Origin of the sequence: Weizmannia agrestimuris, assembly GCF_943193165.1 — a bacterium.
Lineage (GTDB): Bacteria > Bacillota > Bacilli > Bacillales > Bacillaceae_C > Weizmannia > Weizmannia faecalis.
This window is the reverse complement of sequence record NZ_CALPDC010000024.1, coordinates 1-17,463: the sequence shown is the minus strand read 5'-3', so window position 1 is coordinate 17,463 and position 17,463 is coordinate 1. Positions and strand designations below refer to the sequence as shown.

Genomic DNA, 17,463 nt, shown 5'->3' with positions numbered 1-17,463 from the left:
TTTTTCAAAAAAAGGCTACCATTTTTGAAAACACTGTTATATAATAAAAACATGCAAAACATACTGTATTATAACAAGGAAAGGGAGTGCAGATATGGAGACCAAAGCACCAGGCATTACCGTAACGGGATCCATCCAGGACGGGTATGACGAAATATTGACCCCGGAAGCGCTGCAGTTTTTGGAACAGCTGGAGCGGCATTTCGGCGAAAGGCGGCGCGAACTGCTGGCCTACAGAAAAAAACGCGATGAAGAAATCAAGTCGGGCAAGCTTCCGCATTTTCTCGAAGAAACGGCCTCCATCCGCGAATCCGACTGGACCATTGCCCCGCTTCCCGAAGATTTGCAGGACAGGCGTGTGGAGATTACCGGGCCGGTTGACCGGAAAATGGTGATCAATGCTTTGAATTCAGGCGCAAAAATATTTATGGCCTGCTTTGAAGATGCCACTTCCCCGACGTGGGAGAATATCATTGAAGGCCAGATCCATCTCCGTGATGCGGTCAACCGGACGATTACGTTTACCGGCCCGAACGGAAAAGAATACAAGCTGGCCGATCATCCCGCTGTCTTAATTGTCAGGCCGCGCGGATGGCATTTGGAAGAGAAACATATTTTAGTAGACGGCAAACCCGTATCCGGCAGTTTAACAGATTTTGGGCTCTATTTCTTCCATAATGCCCGCAGGCTCCTTGAAAACGGCACAGGCCCGTACTTTTACCTGCCAAAAATGGAAAGCCATCTGGAGGCGCGCCTTTGGAATGATGTTTTTATCTTTGCGCAAAAGTATATCGGTATCCCGAAAGGCACCATTAAAGCAACTGTCCTGATTGAAACGATCATGGCTGCATTTGAAATGGACGAAATCCTTTACGAACTGAAAGAGCATTCGGCAGGCCTCAACTGCGGGCGCTGGGACTATATTTTCAGCTATATTAAAAAACTGCGTACCAATCCGCAGTTTATTACGCCAGACAGGTCTCTCGTCACCATGACGGTCCCGTTTATGCGCGCTTATTCGCTTTTGACTATTAAGACGTGCCACCGCCGGAATGCGCCGGCAATCGGGGGAATGGCCGCGCAGATCCCGGTAAAAGACGACCCGGCAAAAAATGAAGAAGCCTTCCAAAAGGTGCGCGCCGATAAAGAGCGGGAAGCAAGAGACGGGCATGACGGCACCTGGGTCGCCCATCCGGGGCTTGTGCCGGTCGCCATGGAAGCATTTAACAAAGAAATGCCTGAGCCGAACCAAATCCATTCCGGCAAGCAGATGGATTTTACGGCAACGGCAGATGATCTGCTCGCTGTGCCGCAAGGGGAAATTACGGAAAAAGGCATCCGCGAGAACATTTATGCCGGCATCCAGTACATCGAATCCTGGCTCCGGGGAAGGGGTGCTGTGCCGATCTCGAACTTAATGGAAGATGCGGCGACGGCTGAAATTTCTCGCACCCAGCTTTGGCACTGGATTCGCCATCCGAAGGGCGTGCTTCAAGACGGCAGAAAAGTGACGATTGAGCTATATGAACAAATCAAAGCGGAAGAACTGGAACGCATCCGCCGGGAAATCGGGGAGGAACATTACCGGGCCGGCCGTTTTGAAGAAGCAGTGGCCTTATTTGACCGGCTTGTTAAAGAAGACGAATTTATTGAATTTTTAACCTTACCGGCGTATGAACTGCTGGGCTGATCGAATGGCAAATTGCGGAGCATGAGCGCAACAAGGGGAGACGTACAATGGAAAGTTCTGCAGTCATGCAGAGAGGAATCATATGAATATCGTAAGCTCTATATGTTAGCTGCTTTAGCCGCAGCCGTATAAAGGAGAATCGTTTGAACCTCGGGAAAGCCTTATTTTGCCTGCGGATTTACATTATATTGAAAAAATGGGAGGAATTTTTGATGGTAAACGAAAAAGCGCTTGAATTGAAACGAAGCTGGGAGAAAGATGAAAGGTGGCAGGGGATTGTCCGCCCGTATGCTCCGGAAGACGTGCTCAAACTGAGGGGTTCTGTTCAAATTGAATATACTTTGGCGCGCAGGGGGGCGGAAAAATTCTGGAATCTGCTGCATACGGAAGATTATATCCATGCATTGGGTGCACTCACGGGAAATCAGGCCGTCCAGCAGGTAAAGGCCGGATTGAAAGCCATTTATTTAAGCGGCTGGCAGGTTGCAGCTGATGCGAACCTTGCCGGGCAAATGTATCCGGACCAAAGCCTGTATCCGGCGAACAGCGTGCCGAATGTCGTCAAACGGATCAACCAGGCCCTGCAGCGTGCCGACCAGATCCACCATGCAGAAGGGGACGAACGGATTGATTGGTTTGCGCCGATCGTTGCCGATGCAGAAGCCGGTTTTGGCGGCCCGTTAAACGTATTCGAACTGACAAAAGCGATGATCGAAGCGGGTGCCGCGTCTGTCCATCTTGAAGACCAGCTTTCATCCGAGAAGAAATGCGGCCATTTGGGCGGCAAAGTGTTGCAGCCGACACAAACAGCTATCCGCCACTTGATTGCAGCCCGCCTTGCTGCTGATGTCATGGGCGTGCCGACCGTTATCATTGCCCGTACGGATGCAAATGCGGCAAATCTAATCACAAGCGATGTTGACCCATATGATGCGCCGTTTATCACCGGGGAACGGACAGCGGAAGGTTTTTACCGCACAAAAGCAGGCATAGACCAGGCGATTGCCCGCGGCCTTGCTTACGCGCCATATGCCGATATGATCTGGTGCGAAACGAGTGAGCCGAATCTGGACGAAGCACGCCGGTTTGCAGAAGCGATCCATGAAAAATTCCCGGGTAAACTTTTGGCTTACAACTGCTCGCCGTCGTTCAACTGGAAGAAGAAACTCGATGACAAAACAATTGCGAACTTCCAGAAAGAAATTGCGCGCATGGGCTATAAATTCCAGTTCGTTACGCTTGCCGGCTTCCATGCCTTGAACCACAGCATGTTTGAACTGGCCCGCAACTACCGCGACCGCGGCATGGCAGCCTATTCCGAACTGCAGCAGGCCGAATTTGCAAACGAACAATATGGTTACACGGCAACACGCCATCAGCGCGAAGTCGGGACCGGTTATTTCGATGAAGTCTCGATGGTCATCTCAGGCGGCACTTCTTCCACCACCGCACTCACAGGATCGACCGAGCAGGAACAATTCATTCATTAAATTGGAACACGCCAAAACGCGGCAGGACGAAGCCAGGTCTGCCGCGTTTTCTTTTTTGCAACCCTGGCGCCCCCCTTGCTTAAGGGCGGGCTTTTCTGCTATGATCAATAGTATTGCAGGGTTCGATTCGCCCCATATGAACGGACAGTCAGGCCCCGCTTTCCGGGTTGTGCTGCGGGGCAATGAACTGCACGCCCGATTGGTGGTTCCATGAACAATTGATGTGATTTTTATAACGGAGGTGAAAGGCTATGCCTGATATTTCAAAAGAACAAGTCCAACACGTTGCCGACCTGGCACGCCTTGAAATGAATGAGACGGAAACGGAAAAGTTTACGAAACAGCTGGGGGATATTATCCATTTTGCGGAATCATTAAATGAACTTGACACAACCGGGGTTCCGCCGACCACGCACGTACTTGAAATCCGGAATGTCATGCGTGAAGATACAGTGGAAAAAGGACTACCGCGCGAGCTTGTGTTGAAAAATGCGCCGGATACCCAGGACGGAATGATCCGTGTGCCGACAATTGTAGAATAAGGAGGGGAAAGCATGTCTTTATTTGACCATAAAATCTCGGAACTCCACGAGTTTTTACATAATAAGGAAGTTAAAGTCTCAGAACTTGTTAATGAAGCGTATCAAAAAATTTCAGAAACAGACGACAAAGTGAAAGCTTTTTTAACGTTAGATGAAGAACGGGCCCGCAAAACCGCAGCGGAACTGGACGGCAAAATCGGCTCGCCGGAAGCTGAAAATGTGCTGTTCGGCATGCCGATCGGAATCAAGGACAATATTGTCACGAAAGATTTGCGGACAACCTGTGCCAGCAAAATCCTTGAAAACTTCGAACCCATTTATGATGCCACGGTTATGGAAAAATTACATAAGGAAAAGACGATCACAATCGGCAAATTGAATATGGATGAATTTGCGATGGGTTCGTCGACGGAAAATTCCGCATTTCAAATCACCCATAACCCTTGGAACCTGGATACGGTGCCGGGCGGTTCTTCCGGTGGTTCGGCTGCAGCCGTGGCAGCGGGAGAAGTACCGTTTGCGCTTGGATCCGATACCGGTGGCTCGATCCGCCAGCCGGCCGCATTTTGCGGGGTTGTCGGAATGAAGCCGACTTACGGGCGCGTTTCCCGTTTTGGCCTTGTCGCATTCGCCTCTTCGCTCGACCAGATCGGGCCGATTACCCGGACCGTGGAAGACAATGCCTATCTTTTACAGGCGATTTCCGGGCTTGACCGGCATGATTCCACCTCAGCCGATGTGGAAGTGCCGAACTATGTGGAGGCGCTCAAAGGTGATGTAAAAGGCTTGAAAATTGCCGTGCCAAAAGAATACTTAGGCGAAGGCGTCAGCGAAGAAGCACGCCAGGCTGTTCTCGATGCTTTGAAAGTACTGGAAAAGCTCGGTGCCACATGGGAAGAAGTGTCGCTGCCGCATTCGAAATACGGCGTGGCCACCTATTATTTGCTTGCTTCATCTGAAGCGTCTTCCAACCTGGCCCGTTTCGACGGCGTACGCTACGGCTACCGTTCGCCAAACGCCACGAACCTCGAAGAATTATATAAAAAGACCCGTTCGGAAGGTTTTGGGGACGAAGTAAAACGCCGAATCATGCTCGGAACTTTTGCGCTAAGTGCAGGCTATTACGATGCGTATTACAAGAAAGCACAACAGGCCCGTACCCTGATCAAAAAAGACTTTGACGATGTACTCGAAAAATATGATGTCATCATCGGGCCGACCACGCCGACGCCGGCCTTTAAAATCGGGGAAAAAATTGAAGATCCGTTAACAATGTATGCGAATGATATTTTAACCATTCCGGTCAACTTGGCAGGCGTTCCGGGGATCTCTGTTCCATGCGGGTTTGCAGGTGGGCTGCCATTAGGACTGCAAATCATCGGGAAGCATTTTGACGAAAGCACCGTGTACCGCGTTGCCCACGCATTTGAACAGGCGACGGACTTCCATAACCAAAAACCGCAATTGTAAGGGGTGAAAAAGATGAATTTTGAAACAGTGATCGGACTTGAAGTGCACGTTGAACTCAAAACCAATACAAAAATTTTCTCGCCGGCGCCTGCGCATTTCGGGGCAGAACCGAATACGAACACAAATGTCATCGATCTCGGCTATCCGGGCGTGCTTCCGGTACTGAATAAAAAAGTGGTTGACTACGCAATGAAGGCCGCCATGGCGCTGAACTGCGAAATTGCAACCGAAACGAAATTCGACCGGAAAAACTATTTTTACCCGGACAACCCGAAAGCCTATCAGATTTCCCAATTTGATAAACCGATCGGGAAAAACGGCTGGATTGAAATCGAAGTGGACGGCATAAAGAAAAAGATCGGCATTACCCGCATTCACATGGAAGAAGACGCCGGGAAACTGTTCCACGCGGCAAATGAAGGGTATTCTCTCGTCGATTTGAACCGCCAAGGCACGCCACTTATTGAAATTGTCTCGGAACCGGATATCCGTACGCCGGAAGAAGCGTATGCGTATCTTGAAAAATTAAAATCCATCATTCAATATACCGGCGTTTCCGACTGCAAAATGGAAGAAGGGTCACTCCGCTGCGATGCCAATATTTCCATTCGTCCAATCGGGCAGGAAACATTCGGCACGAAAACCGAACTGAAAAACTTGAACTCGTTCAACTATGTGCGCAAAGGCCTGCAGTATGAGCAGGAACGCCAGAAACAAGTGCTGCTTGCAGGCGGTGTGATCCAACAGGAAACACGCCGTTTTGACGAAGCAACCGGCAAAACGATTCTGATGCGGGTGAAAGAAGGCTCAGACGATTACCGTTATTTCCCGGAACCGGACCTTGTGGATTTGTATATTGATGACGCCTGGAAAGAACGGGTGCGCGCCGAAATTCCGGAACTGCCGGATGAACGGAAAAAGCGTTACACGGAAGAACTCGGGCTCCCGGCTTATGATGCCATGGTGCTCACACTGACGAAAGAAATGTCCGATTTCTTTGAAGCGACGATCGCAGCTGGCGCCGATGCAAAACAGGCATCGAACTGGCTGATGGGCGAAGTGTCCGCGTACCTGAATTCAGCCCAGAAAGAGCTGCATGATATTGCGCTTACACCGGAAAGCCTTGCCGGCATGATCAAATTGATCGAAAACGGCACGCTCTCTTCAAAATTGGCGAAGAAAGTGTTCCGCGAACTGGTCGAAAAAGGCGGCGACCCGGAAAAAATCGTCAAGGAAAAAGGACTTGTGCAAATTTCTGATGAAGGCGAGCTTTTAAAAATTGTAACAGAAGTGCTGGATAAAAACGAACAATCCATTATTGACTATAAAAACGGAAAAGACCGGGCGCTCGGCTTTTTGGTCGGACAGGTCATGAAAGCAACAAAAGGGCAGGCCAACCCACCGATTGTCAATAAACTGCTGATTCAGGAAATGAATAAACGTTAAGTTTTCAAAAAAAGCGGTGTGCCCCACCGCTTTTTTTGTTTTAAAATTTGGTGACCGGGTATATAACGAAAGGGTGAAATTGACGATAGGAGGCTGCAAACAATGTGTGATTGCTTATTTGAACTGACAACCACGTGTGCATATTGTTTGAGAAAAGCCGGCAAAGAAATTGATGCTGTTTATCCGGTGTATGACTGGAAAACAAATAAACTGCTCGGTTATTATTGCAAAGAACATTTTTTAAAAGTGAAAATCCGGAATTTGATCGAAGAAACTGTTGAAAAACAGGCAAATCCGGTAGAAGCTTAAAACACTTGCGATAAAGTTGCCAGTTGAATAGAATGCATAAAAAGAGCGGGCAAAGTGGATGCCGGCTCTTTTTATGTAAGCGCATCCAAATTGCGTGTCTTTTCAAAATGTACTGCCAAATCCGGCAGGCTGTGCTATAATAAGGATAACAATTGGAGAAAAAGAAAGAGAGTACGAATACGGCAAAAAACCGGTTCAGCGTGCGGGCTGAACCGGTTTGGGTGAAACCATTCCTCTTAATCTTCACCGTTGTTTTTCGCTCTTGCGTTACCGCCTTTTTCTCCAATTTCTTGATAGAAATCTTTGTCATGGCTGTCAGCAGTGGCTTCTCCGCCTTTTTTGCCGATTTCTTGATAGAATTCTTTATCGTGATTATCCGCTGTAGATTCTCCGCCTTTTTTACCGATTTCCTGATAGAAATCTTTGTCATGGCTGTCGGCAGTGGCTTCTCCACCTTTTTTACCAATTTCCTGATAGAATTCTTTGCCGTGTTTTTCGGAAGTGGTTTCTCCACCCTTTTTACCAATTTCTTGATAGAATTCTTTATCGTGGCTGTCAGCAGTAGCTTCTCCGCCTTTGCGACCTGCTTCTTCTACTGTCATTTTTTTATCTTTGTCTGCCATTTCAAATCTCTCCTTTGTTCGGTGATTGTGAATATCGCTTACGGTATCATATATACCACGATCTAGCAGGAATAAACTTTCACCAAAAAATAATAGACAAAAATGGAATCATCTTTTAAGCAGCGCCCGTCCGGAAAACGTTGTAAAAATGGGCATGCACCCTTTGAGAGACAGGTTTTGGAGGGGTGGAAACCGGGATGGGCAAATTGATTTTTGAAGGCTTCAAAAAAAGACCAAAAAGAGAGCCGAAATCCGGTCGAATTGTCCTTTTGGAGGGTTCAAAAAGACAAAAGGGGATTGAAATCCGGTCGAACTGTCCTTTTGGAGGGTTTAAAAAGACAAAAGGGAACTGGAATCCGTTCGAATTGTCCTTTTGGGGGCTTCAAAAAGACAAAAGAGAGCCAGACCCGGGGCCAATTGTCCTTTTGGAGGGCTTAAAAAGACAAAAAAGAGTACCGGACCGGGAGCAAACTGTCCTTTTAAAAACTCCAATAAGGAAATAAAGAGCCTGTAAGCTGTGCGTCTAGTGCAGAAACGTTTAAAATAGAATAAGGATGCATGTCGAGTCACTTTTTTCATCCCTGTTGTTGCGAAAAAAAGGTTTTTTCATGCCGGGCAGCGAAAAGAACGGATAAAGCACTTGAAAGGGGAAAAGAAAATGGAAGAACAGGTGGAGGCTTATTTGAATTACTTAAAGCTTGAACGTGAAGAGCCGGGGCTGAATTTTTTGCAGCGGCTCATCCAGCACCATCTTTCTTGTGTCCCCTATGAAACGTTCAGCAAGTTTCATTACTTCCGTGAGGGGATTTACATACCTCCGTTTGAGACTTTTGTGGAGCATTTATGGGAAAAAGGATGGGGCGGCACCTGTTTTACATTAAACATCAATTTTGCGCGGCTGTTGCGTGGCTTGGGTTTTCAATGCTCGTTTGTGCGTGTGGTGCCCGGCCATGTCGCGCTGATGGTTTTATTAAACGAAAAAAAACTGTACGTGGATGTCGGCTACGGCTCCCCGATCATGAAGCCGGTTGAACTTGAGGCAAAACGGCGCCACGTGCTCCATGGTTTTGGTGAAGATATCATTTTTACGCAGCTTGAGCCCGGCCGTTACGAAATCGACCGCCGTTCAAATGGGAAATCTTTTGTGAAAAAAACAATTGAATGGCTGCCGCTTACGGAAGACGATTTGAAAGAAGATATTCGTGCATCATACCTTGACGACAACGCCAATCAGACGATGCGCAGGGTGACCGCCGTTCGCTTCAACGGGCGGGAATGCTACTATTTGCGCGACCGCTCATTAAAAATTATGAACTACCGCAATATCCGCGAGCTGCACATGCGGGATTTCGCCCGCTGGAAAGATACCATCGGGGAAGTATACAAGATCGGCGAAGATGCTCTGCTGGAAACGATACAATTTCTGAATGAGCGCGGCATCCGTTTGTTCAGCCCGTGATGATGCGGAAGTATGGAAAATTTTAGGGTGCATACACAAATCATCCATGCCTGCACGTCCCCCTTTCCTTGAACCACTTTGGTATAAGGCAAAGGCAGTCCCTACGCACACGGCAGCCGAAAAGGGTCTTTTTGCGGCCAAGGCGCACGCCGCACCTTGCTGTTAGTGGATTTTTTTTCAAAAAAGTTGTATGATAATTCGGTGGATGTATGAAGGATTTGCCCCATGCAGAAAGAACGGACAACATATCGAGCAGTTTCCCTATCCGGGTCTGTTTTGGGGAAACTGTCCTTTGCCTGCGCGAAACGGGATTACATAAATACGCATGTACATCAACATAAATAAGGATGATGCGAATGAAACGAGCAAGAATCATATATAATCCGACTTCCGGCCGTGAAGCGTTTAAGCGCCATCTCCCGGATGTGCTGCAAAAATTGGAGGTGGCCGGATATGAAACGTCCTGCCATGCCACAACCGGCGGCGGGGATGCCATTAAAGCAGCAAGGAAAGCGGTTGAACGCAAGTATGATATTGTCGTGGCAGCCGGTGGGGACGGCACGATCAATGAAGTCGTCAACGGCATTGCCGAACAGGATTACCGGCCGAAACTCGGCGTCATCCCAATGGGTACGACCAATGATTTTGCGCGCGCCCTGCAAATCCCGCGTGATGTGCAGGCAGCAACGGAAATTATCGTAAAAGGCGATACCCTTCCGGTCGATATTGGGAAAATGAATGAGAAATATTTTATCAATATCGGTGGCGGCGGGCGGCTCACGGAACTGACATATGATGTGCCAAGCCGGCTGAAGACGATGCTCGGCCAGCTCGCCTATTATTTAAAAGGGATTGAAATGCTGCCTTCGATCCGCGCGACTCAGATGACGATTGAATATGACGGGAAGCTGTTTGAAGGCGAAGCGATGATGTTTTTAATCGGCCTGACGAATTCCATTGGCGGCTTTGAAAAACTTGCTCCGGACTCTTCAATCAATGACGGCCTGTTTACGTTAATGATTTTGAAAAAAACGAACCTGGCTGAGTTCATCCGGGTTGTTACCCTTGCGCTGCGCGGTGAACATTTGAATGACCCGAACGTCATTTACACCTCCGCCAGCCGCGTAAAAGTTCATTCACCGGATAAAATTTTATTAAATCTGGACGGCGAACTCGGCGGAGAAGCCCCTGCTGTTTTTGAAAACCTGTACCGCCATCTCGAAGTCTTTGCGCCGCTTGATAAAATCCGCCCGCAAGACAGGGTTGACTGACAAAAGAACGGGAAGCGGGCTTTTGTGAAAACACTGTCATCCTGGGTTTTTAGCAACAACCATCTTGGTAAAAAACCGGAAGCAGTCCCGGTTTTTAAAATCTGTGCCATCTCTGATTGGCAACATCCGCCCGCCGGACAAGGCTGACTGACAAAAGAACGGGAAGCGGGTATGCAGGTTGCCGGCTTTTGAAAACACTGCCATTGCGGGTTTTTAGCACCAACCGCCTTGGTGAAAAGACCGGAAAGCAGTCCCAGATTTTGGAAGTCTGAGCCATCTCTGATTGGAAATAATGCCTGTAGGACAAGATTAAACGCCGGAAGCATACACGCAGACTGCCGGCGTTTTTTAAATCTGTAGTCCAACCCGGCATTTTGTGCAACCCCTGCTCCATTGAAAAAGCCGGAAGCAGTATAAAAAGCTTCCGACGTTTTTTACAATCAACTTTCCTTTTTCATTGCGGAAAGGCTGTCATTAAATTCTTCTTCAATGCCTGCATGGTGTTTGTAGGTTGCGATGCTGATCACCATGCTGACAATCAGGTTAAAGGCAAAACCCGGTACCATGGAGTACAATTTGGCATCCATTCCTGACACGGTCCAGATAATCACTGTCACGGCACCCACAATCATACCGAAAAGGGCGCCCCAGTGGTTCATCTTGCGCCAGAACAGGCTCAAAAAGATCACCGGCCCGAATGATGCGCCAAACCCGGCCCATGCATAGCTGACAAGCTGCAAAATGGTGGAATCGCGGTTTAAAGCGAGCAATGCAGCGACAACAGAAACAACAAGCACCGCGAGCCTTCCGAAAAATACCGACTCTTTATCCGAAGCATTGCGACGGAAGAAGAGCTTATACAGATCTTCTGTCAGCGCACTTGAAGTGACAAGCAGCTGGGACGAGACGGTGCTCATAATCGCCGCAAGCACTGCTGCCAGCACAAATCCGGCAATGAGCGGATGGAATAAAATCTGCCCAAGCTGGATAAAAACCGTTTCCGGATTTTCCAGTTTATGGCCGGCCTGATGGAAATAAGCAATCCCAATCAACGCAGTAAGGGATGTGCCGATCAGCGACAAAATCATCCAGCCGATCCCAATTCTGCGCGCGCTTTTCGTTTCTTTTACCGATTTAATCGCCATAAAGCGGACAATAATATGCGGCTGGCCGACATAGCCGAGCCCCCACGCGAGCGCGGAAATGATCCCCAATGCCGTTGTCCCTTTGAAAAAGTCCAGCAAATCCGGATTGATCGATTTCACGGTATGGAAAGTTTCAACCGGCCCGCCCGTTTTGGTAAAAGCCACAATCGGCACAAGAACGAGCGCGATGACCATGATCAGCCCTTGGACAAAATCGGTCCATGAAACAGCGAGAAACCCGCCGAAAAGCGTGTACAACACAACAACGCCCGCAACGATGATCAGCCCTAAATAATAGGACGTATGGAATGAGTTTTCAAAAAAGACGGCCCCGGATACCATCCCGGAAGATACATAAAGCGTAAAGAAAATTAAAATGACAAGTGCAGAAACAAGCCGCAGCATTTTGGTCGGGTCTTTGAAACGGTTTTCAAGATAAGAAGGGATCGTAATGGAATCACCGGCCACCTTTGTATAGGAGCGGAGACGCGGTGCCACAAGCCGCCAGTTTAAATAGGCCCCAATCGTAAGTCCGATCGCAATCCATGCATCAGCAAGCCCGGTCAGATAAATACCGCCCGGCAGGCCCATCAACAGCCATCCACTCATATCGGCAGCGCCTGCGCTTAAAGCAGCAACTGCAGGGCCGAGCGAACGTCCGCCGAGCATATAATCATCGAGGTTGCTCGTCCGCCGGTAAGCCACCCAGCCGATCCAGAGCATCAGCACCATATAAATGGCGATCGAAATCATTTTTAATGTTTGATCACTCAAGAAGCGTTTCCCCCTTTGTTTTTGGTCCTTTCAACAACATTTTATCATCATAATATCTGTTTAATAAAGGTGTATTTTTAAAAACGGTCGAATATTCAAGAAAACAGTCCGCGGCAACTGATTGTTTTTCGCATTCAAAGCCGCTTTATGTTAAAATTTCCGTAGCCATTAAGACGAAAAGGAAGACAGGCATGAAAAAAACATTATCGGTTCAAAAGAACGAAGAAATAGAGGTTGTTTTTGAAGATTTGACGCATGACGGTGCAGGGGTGGCAAAGGTGGACGGCTATCCGCTGTTTGTCAAAAACGGCTTGCCAGGGGAGAAAGCCCGCATTAAAGTCATTAAAGCCAACAAGAACTACGGGATCGGTCGCCTCCTCGAACTGTACGAAAGGAGCCCGTACCGCGTCGACATCCCGAAAGAAGACGCACCGAAATACGGTGGCTGCCAGCTTGCACATATCCGCTATGATGGCCAGCTTATGTACAAAGAAAATCAGGTGCGCCAGGCACTCGCCCGGATTGGAAAAATTGAAGGCGCCCGCATCCATCCGATGATCGGCATGGACAACCCGTGGCATTACCGGAACAAAGCCCAGGTGCCGGTCGGCGAAAAAAATGGGAAACTCGTAGCCGGCTTTTTTAAACCGAGAACCCATGAAATACTAGATGCCGATGAGAGCGTGATCCAGCTTCCGGCGGTAAACGAAGCCGTCCAAGTGGTAAAAGAAATTTGCCGGGAACTTGGCATCCCGGCTTACGATGAGGAACATCACAGCGGCGTCCTCCGCCACATCATGGTGCGTTACGGGAGGAAGACCGGCGAGCTGATGGTCGTCCTGATCACGAGAACAGTGGAACTGCCGCATCGGAAAAAACTCGTGGATTTAGTGGTCTCGCGCCTGCCGCAAGTTAAGTCGATCGTGCACAATATCAACCCGAAGCGCACAAACGTGATTTTAGGGGAGAAAACCAAAGTACTGTGGGGAAATGAGGTCATTTACGACAAAATCGGGGATATAAAATTCGCCATCTCCGCGCCTTCTTTTTACCAGGTCAATCCCGTTCAGACGAAAGTGCTGTATGAAAAAGCGCTCGAGTACGCGGAACTTACCGGCAGCGAAACGGTCATTGATGCATACTGTGGCATCGGGACAATTTCGCTTTTCCTTGCACAGAAGGCCCGCAAAGTATTCGGCGTAGAAATTGTGCCGGAAGCGATTGAAGATGCAAAGCGAAATGCGGCGCTCAACGGTATCACGAATGTGGAGTTTGAAGCGGGCACAGCGGAAACGGTCATCCCAAAATGGTACGAGGCAGGCAACAAGGCAGATGTCTTAGTGGTTGACCCGCCGCGCAAAGGCTGTGACGAAGCCCTGCTCAAAACCATCCTGGAGATGAAACCGCAAAAAGTCGTCTACGTCTCCTGCAACCCGGCAACATTGGCAAGAGACTTGCGGTTCCTGGAAACGGGAGGATACCGTACAGTGGAAGTACAGCCTGTTGACATGTTTCCGCATACGACACATGTGGAAGTCGTCACAAAATTGCTGTTTGGGATGTAGAATAATATAAAACATTTCCCATTCAGACCCGGATTTCATTTTCGATTTCTGGGTCTTTTTCATATTAAATTACGATGTCTCTTTCGATTACTTTTCCTACAATATCTTATCGAATTATTTTTTGTGCAAAAGGAATGTCTTGAGCCTTTGTAACTTCAGGGCTAGGAAACAGAGTAACAAGGTTTAGTGCATTTTATATAGTGTCCAAAGACTATTAAACAAACGAGCATTTAATTTAACTTCTATATTCAAGATTATTTTTCTATTCTAGTACAAACAGCCATGTCAACCCATTGGTGGATTCGGTATAATGTGAGAGAATAGAATCATAAAAAATTCCTTTAAAATAAAGGAGGACGGGTATGAAGCAGCTATATATGAAGCAGAAGGTTTTTAGTTTAAGCGGCAAATTTACGGTCAAGGATCAACAGGAACGAGATGTTTATTATGTTGAGGGCAGCTTTTTGCAAATCCCTAAGACGTTCTCGATTATGAATACAAAATGAGAGGAAGTCTCGCTTATTACGAAAAAGGCGTTTAGCTTTCTTCCAAAGTTTATTGTCGAGGTAAATGGACGAGAAGTGTTAACAATAAAGAAAGAGCTATCCTTCTTTAAGGCACGCTATACGATTGATGCGGCAGGAATTGAAGTGCGTGGGAATTGGCTGGATATGGATTTTGAAGTGTTGCGGCACGGTGAAGTGGTCGGTAAAGTTAGTAAGGAATGGTTTACTTGGGGCGATAGTTACAAAATTCAAATCTTAAAAGAAGAAATGGAAACGATTCTCATAGCTATCGTTGTCGCCATCGATTGTGTAAAGGCTGATCAGGCAGCTGCAAACTCGCCAGCAACATATTAAAGGGAAAAGTGACACTTTAATCACTCTGGGTCTCACACCCTTTTTTAAACTTATGGTTTGCACATACACATTTCCATAGATTTGACAGATGTGAAGAGTGTGATACCGAAGAAAAGGATTAAAAGCTGGATGAAAGCGGATTAATTATGTAATTCAAATAAAAATGTGAACTTATAAAAGATATATTGAAAAATGAAAGGAGCGTAAATATAATGAAAGAACCAGATAGGAAAAAACTATATCCAATGAAAACATAAAAACAGTTTGTTATAAGTAATTTACCTTCGAAGTTTATCACTTAAAATTTTTATTTAAACAGAGGGTTACATGGTAAATAAAATAGATACCATTGAGTAACATTTGTTGATTGAAACAAGCAAATGCCGGGAATCCGGGAGTTTTTTAAACGAATGGGAGGGATGTTAAATGCGTGTCACTGAGCTGAGAGAGCTCCTTGAAAAATACAGTAAGGACGACTTAAGCAAAATGATGATTGAATTGTATAAGGCGATACCGAAAAAAGTGCGTGATGAAAAAGAAATTGATGGGATGTTGCAAGATTTTCAGCAGTACAAAGAAGCTGAAAAGATAAAAAAAGAGAAAGAAAAACATGTTGACCTTAATGATTTGGAACGTGAAATTACGCAATTCATTCAAAATGCTTATAAACAAAATTACATTGCCCCAAATCGGTATGTTAGCAAAAAGGAACGTCCCAAGTGGCGATTCAAGGTCAAATCATACATAAAACAATTGCAACAGGTACCCGTTGAAGGAAACGAAGGGAAGCGTGCTACAGATTTACTCGATGCACTGTATGAAATGTTATGTTATGGGTGTGGCTATTACATCTTTAACACAGACAATCCCTTTAGATCTATTGGTATGGAGCAAGTGGAATTATTCGATATTCTCCTAAAAAGAAAATTCAGTATGGGGATTAACAAAGAAACTATAAGTTCTGCCCTGAAACAAATTATTAATTATCATCTCGACATGGATACACTGCGGTCATCTTTATTCAACGTGTTCATTGCGAATTTGAGAACTGTGGATGCTAAAGAAATAGCAATCGAACAATGCCATCATTTTCTAATGGGATTGAAGCAGCGAACGATAACGCCAGAAGAGACATGGGTTTGGAAGGATGATGAATATAGCCGGGAGCGAAATATAAATGAATTGATTGAAACGGTTTTCAAACTAAAGATGGAACTGTGTGAATATGAGTCAGCTATCCGTTATTTTAAAAGCAATATTCAGGAAGAATCTAAAGAAGACGCATTGTTTAGCTTGCTCAATAAGCTTAAAACATACAATCAGAAAGATTATTGGCTAAGAGAATACGAGGAGGCTATAAAAAAAGGCATAAGGCCGAGGGAAGAACTGCAATTTACCTATCAATATTTAAAAGAAAACGGCGAATTTAACATTGATGAAGACATGTAGTAACGTTCTTCAACAAGGACCAAGGATTGGCACACCAATCCTTGGTTTTCGTATATTCACCTGTAAGAAGGTTGGTAATTGGTAGGGTGGTGGTAGATTCCTGTATCCGTAACCAGAAGTTAAAAAGGATACTGTAAAGATTTGGTATCTCCTTATTCAGTTTCACAGGTTAAATATAAAAATATAGAACTGATCCCGTGAAAATATCATTTAATTTTTTATCAAATAAATATTTCTATTGTATCTTTTTCTTTAACAGCAGTATGATTTTTAATTGTATTTTTATTCAATAGTATTTTCCCCTCTTTAATTAACGAACAAATTTGATTCCTACTTATATCAATGAGTTGATTTCCAAGCACCTTATCGATACGAACAGGTTCATCTAAATAATTTATATTAATACAAATCTTATTAAATCCGTTTTTTAAGTGTGTAACCAAATTAATTTTTTCGTTATCATTCTGGGGTGCTTCATTCGGAAAATCCCTATTTTTAATTTCCAACTTAGGGTCATACGATTTAAAGATTTTCTCTTTTCTATTCCAAGTGTGGTTTTTTTCGCATTTAAAAATAGTAAATTTATAAATATTTTTTCCGTTTGAATTATGTCTTCTCATTAAAGTGTCATAAAAATTTACTACCTTTCCGCAATTTGGGCAATACTTGACTACAGTTTCAACTTTTTCCCCATTATGAACGGACCAATTGTAGGTAATAATATTCATAGTTACACACCTCAATGGAAATTTTCATTTTATTAAAGTGCTTCTTTTGTTTATATTTATCTCTCAAAATGAAATAAATGAAGAATAATACTTCTACTATTACGTAGGATAAATCCGTTTTCATAAAGAATCAAAAGACATTCACAAGATACCCCTGGTCACTATTGTTGATACAATAGCCTTCTCATATTGATGCAGCATATTGCTCTTCAAACTCCTCGTAGTAAAGAACCTCAATTATACCTGACCAATCCAATATACAACCTACAAAATCGTTTATATCCAATCCCTTCATTTCATAGGTATCATCATCATTAACAGTTCCTGTTGCATCTTCGATAAAAGTGACTTTATATCCCCTTTCAAATGCAGTTATAGCAGTAAATAAACAGCAATACTCTGTATTAAATCCTGTAATATATAGATGATCAATATTTTTTTCCTTTAAAATAGAATCTAACTTTGTACCGCATATTCCGCACGTAAATTTTTCTATTTTGTGATTTTTTTAAAGGAATTTTCTCCTTCTTTGTAGAATTGAATGATTATCTAACTAGAGGAAGATGAGGAAATTTTTATGTCAGATCAAATTTTAACCTTACATGTGGGGCCGTCTCAACTTTTATCTAAACTGTGTGATGA

At 45.4% G+C, this 17,463-nt stretch carries 13 protein-coding genes and 2 pseudogenes; 11 read left to right on the top strand and 4 right to left on the bottom strand.

Translation table 11 applies throughout. The features are described from left to right. Window positions 1-94 precede the first annotated feature (94 nt). The 6 genes from aceB (at window position 95) to NFR98_RS10020 (ending at window position 6,947) form a co-directional block, all read left to right on the top strand. On the top strand, window positions 95-1,690 hold the full coding sequence (gene aceB / locus NFR98_RS10045) for a malate synthase A (protein ID WP_251460052.1): 1,596 nt from the start codon (window positions 95-97) through the stop codon (window positions 1,688-1,690). Window positions 1,691-1,902: 212 nt separating this feature from the next. Continuing rightward, complete coding sequence (gene aceA, locus NFR98_RS10040) at window positions 1,903-3,180, top strand: isocitrate lyase (protein ID WP_026104537.1); 1,278 nt, start codon at window positions 1,903-1,905, stop codon at window positions 3,178-3,180. Window positions 3,181-3,431: 251 nt separating this feature from the next. After that, a complete protein-coding gene (gene gatC / locus NFR98_RS10035; RefSeq protein ID WP_014096920.1) occupies window positions 3,432-3,722 on the top strand; it encodes an Asp-tRNA(Asn)/Glu-tRNA(Gln) amidotransferase subunit GatC in 291 nt (96 codons plus the stop codon). Window positions 3,723-3,734: 12 nt separating this feature from the next. Further along, window positions 3,735-5,192 (top strand): Asp-tRNA(Asn)/Glu-tRNA(Gln) amidotransferase subunit GatA, encoded by a 1,458-nt coding sequence (gatA, locus tag NFR98_RS10030; RefSeq protein WP_251460050.1) that lies wholly within the window; start codon window positions 3,735-3,737, stop codon window positions 5,190-5,192. Window positions 5,193-5,204: 12 nt separating this feature from the next. Continuing rightward, window positions 5,205-6,638 (top strand): Asp-tRNA(Asn)/Glu-tRNA(Gln) amidotransferase subunit GatB, encoded by a 1,434-nt coding sequence (gene gatB, locus NFR98_RS10025; RefSeq protein ID WP_014096922.1) that lies wholly within the window; start codon window positions 5,205-5,207, stop codon window positions 6,636-6,638. Window positions 6,639-6,740: 102 nt separating this feature from the next. After that, window positions 6,741-6,947 carry a hypothetical protein gene (locus NFR98_RS10020; protein WP_013860577.1) on the top strand — a complete coding sequence of 69 codons (207 nt, stop codon included), beginning with the start codon at window positions 6,741-6,743 and terminating at the stop codon, window positions 6,945-6,947. 236 nt (window positions 6,948-7,183) lie between these two features. On the opposite strand, the gene NFR98_RS10015 is transcribed toward NFR98_RS10020, so the two are convergent. Further along, a complete protein-coding gene (locus NFR98_RS10015) occupies window positions 7,184-7,570 on the bottom strand; it encodes a con-10 family general stress protein (RefSeq protein ID WP_017550759.1) in 387 nt (128 codons plus the stop codon). Between the two features lie 658 nt (window positions 7,571-8,228). Between NFR98_RS10015 and NFR98_RS10010 the strand changes: the two genes are divergently transcribed. Further along, window positions 8,229-9,029, top strand: a complete 801-nt coding sequence (locus NFR98_RS10010; RefSeq protein WP_014096925.1) for an arylamine N-acetyltransferase — start codon at window positions 8,229-8,231, stop codon at window positions 9,027-9,029. Window positions 9,030-9,385: 356 nt separating this feature from the next. Continuing rightward, the gene (locus NFR98_RS10005) at window positions 9,386-10,300 is read left to right on the top strand and encodes a diacylglycerol kinase (RefSeq protein ID WP_014096926.1); all 915 of its coding nucleotides are present in this window, start codon (window positions 9,386-9,388) and stop codon (window positions 10,298-10,300) included. A 440-nt stretch (window positions 10,301-10,740) separates the two neighbouring features. Here the strand turns inward: NFR98_RS10005 and putP are convergent, their stop codons facing one another. Next, on the bottom strand, window positions 10,741-12,219 hold the full coding sequence (gene putP, locus NFR98_RS10000) for a sodium/proline symporter PutP (RefSeq protein WP_081111656.1): 1,479 nt from the start codon (window positions 12,217-12,219) through the stop codon (window positions 10,741-10,743). Between the two features lie 191 nt (window positions 12,220-12,410). On the opposite strand from putP, the gene rlmD reads away from it, so the two are divergent. The 3 genes and pseudogenes from rlmD (at window position 12,411) to NFR98_RS09985 (ending at window position 16,093) form a co-directional block, all read left to right on the top strand. Then, window positions 12,411-13,784: a 23S rRNA (uracil(1939)-C(5))-methyltransferase RlmD gene (gene rlmD / locus NFR98_RS09995; protein WP_014096928.1), complete on the top strand. Its 1,374-nt coding sequence runs from the start codon at window positions 12,411-12,413 to the stop codon at window positions 13,782-13,784. Between the two features lie 362 nt (window positions 13,785-14,146). Continuing rightward, window positions 14,147-14,644 (top strand): annotated as a pseudogene (locus NFR98_RS09990) (LURP-one-related/scramblase family protein). A gap of 426 nt (window positions 14,645-15,070) precedes the next feature. Further along, on the top strand, window positions 15,071-16,093 hold the full coding sequence (locus tag NFR98_RS09985) for a hypothetical protein (protein ID WP_014096929.1): 1,023 nt from the start codon (window positions 15,071-15,073) through the stop codon (window positions 16,091-16,093). A 221-nt stretch (window positions 16,094-16,314) separates the two neighbouring features. On the opposite strand, the gene NFR98_RS09980 is transcribed toward NFR98_RS09985, so the two are convergent. After that, a complete protein-coding gene (locus tag NFR98_RS09980) occupies window positions 16,315-16,821 on the bottom strand; it encodes a S4 domain-containing protein (RefSeq protein WP_251460047.1) in 507 nt (168 codons plus the stop codon). Window positions 16,822-17,005: 184 nt separating this feature from the next. Then, window positions 17,006-17,287, bottom strand: a pseudogene (locus NFR98_RS09975) (cysteine hydrolase family protein); the annotation flags it as partial. Window positions 17,288-17,463: the final 176 nt, after the last annotated feature.

What these genes read in the sequence shown, in the direction of transcription:
- aceB (WP_251460052.1), top strand. Translation starts at nt 95, where the DNA reads ATGGAGACCAAAGCACCAGGCATTACCGTAACGGGATCCATCCAGGAC.
- aceA (WP_026104537.1), top strand. Translation starts at nt 1,903, where the DNA reads ATGGTAAACGAAAAAGCGCTTGAATTGAAACGAAGCTGGGAGAAAGAT.
- gatC (WP_014096920.1), top strand. Translation starts at nt 3,432, where the DNA reads ATGCCTGATATTTCAAAAGAACAAGTCCAACACGTTGCCGACCTGGCA.
- gatA (WP_251460050.1), top strand. Translation starts at nt 3,735, where the DNA reads ATGTCTTTATTTGACCATAAAATCTCGGAACTCCACGAGTTTTTACAT.
- gatB (WP_014096922.1), top strand. Translation starts at nt 5,205, where the DNA reads ATGAATTTTGAAACAGTGATCGGACTTGAAGTGCACGTTGAACTCAAA.
- NFR98_RS10020 (WP_013860577.1), top strand. Translation starts at nt 6,741, where the DNA reads ATGTGTGATTGCTTATTTGAACTGACAACCACGTGTGCATATTGTTTG.
- NFR98_RS10015 (WP_017550759.1), bottom strand. Translation starts at nt 7,570, where the DNA reads ATGGCAGACAAAGATAAAAAAATGACAGTAGAAGAAGCAGGTCGCAAA.
- NFR98_RS10010 (WP_014096925.1), top strand. Translation starts at nt 8,229, where the DNA reads ATGGAAGAACAGGTGGAGGCTTATTTGAATTACTTAAAGCTTGAACGT.
- NFR98_RS10005 (WP_014096926.1), top strand. Translation starts at nt 9,386, where the DNA reads ATGAAACGAGCAAGAATCATATATAATCCGACTTCCGGCCGTGAAGCG.
- rlmD (WP_014096928.1), top strand. Translation starts at nt 12,411, where the DNA reads ATGAAAAAAACATTATCGGTTCAAAAGAACGAAGAAATAGAGGTTGTT.
- NFR98_RS09985 (WP_014096929.1), top strand. Translation starts at nt 15,071, where the DNA reads ATGCGTGTCACTGAGCTGAGAGAGCTCCTTGAAAAATACAGTAAGGAC.
- NFR98_RS09980 (WP_251460047.1), bottom strand. Translation starts at nt 16,821, where the DNA reads ATGAATATTATTACCTACAATTGGTCCGTTCATAATGGGGAAAAAGTT.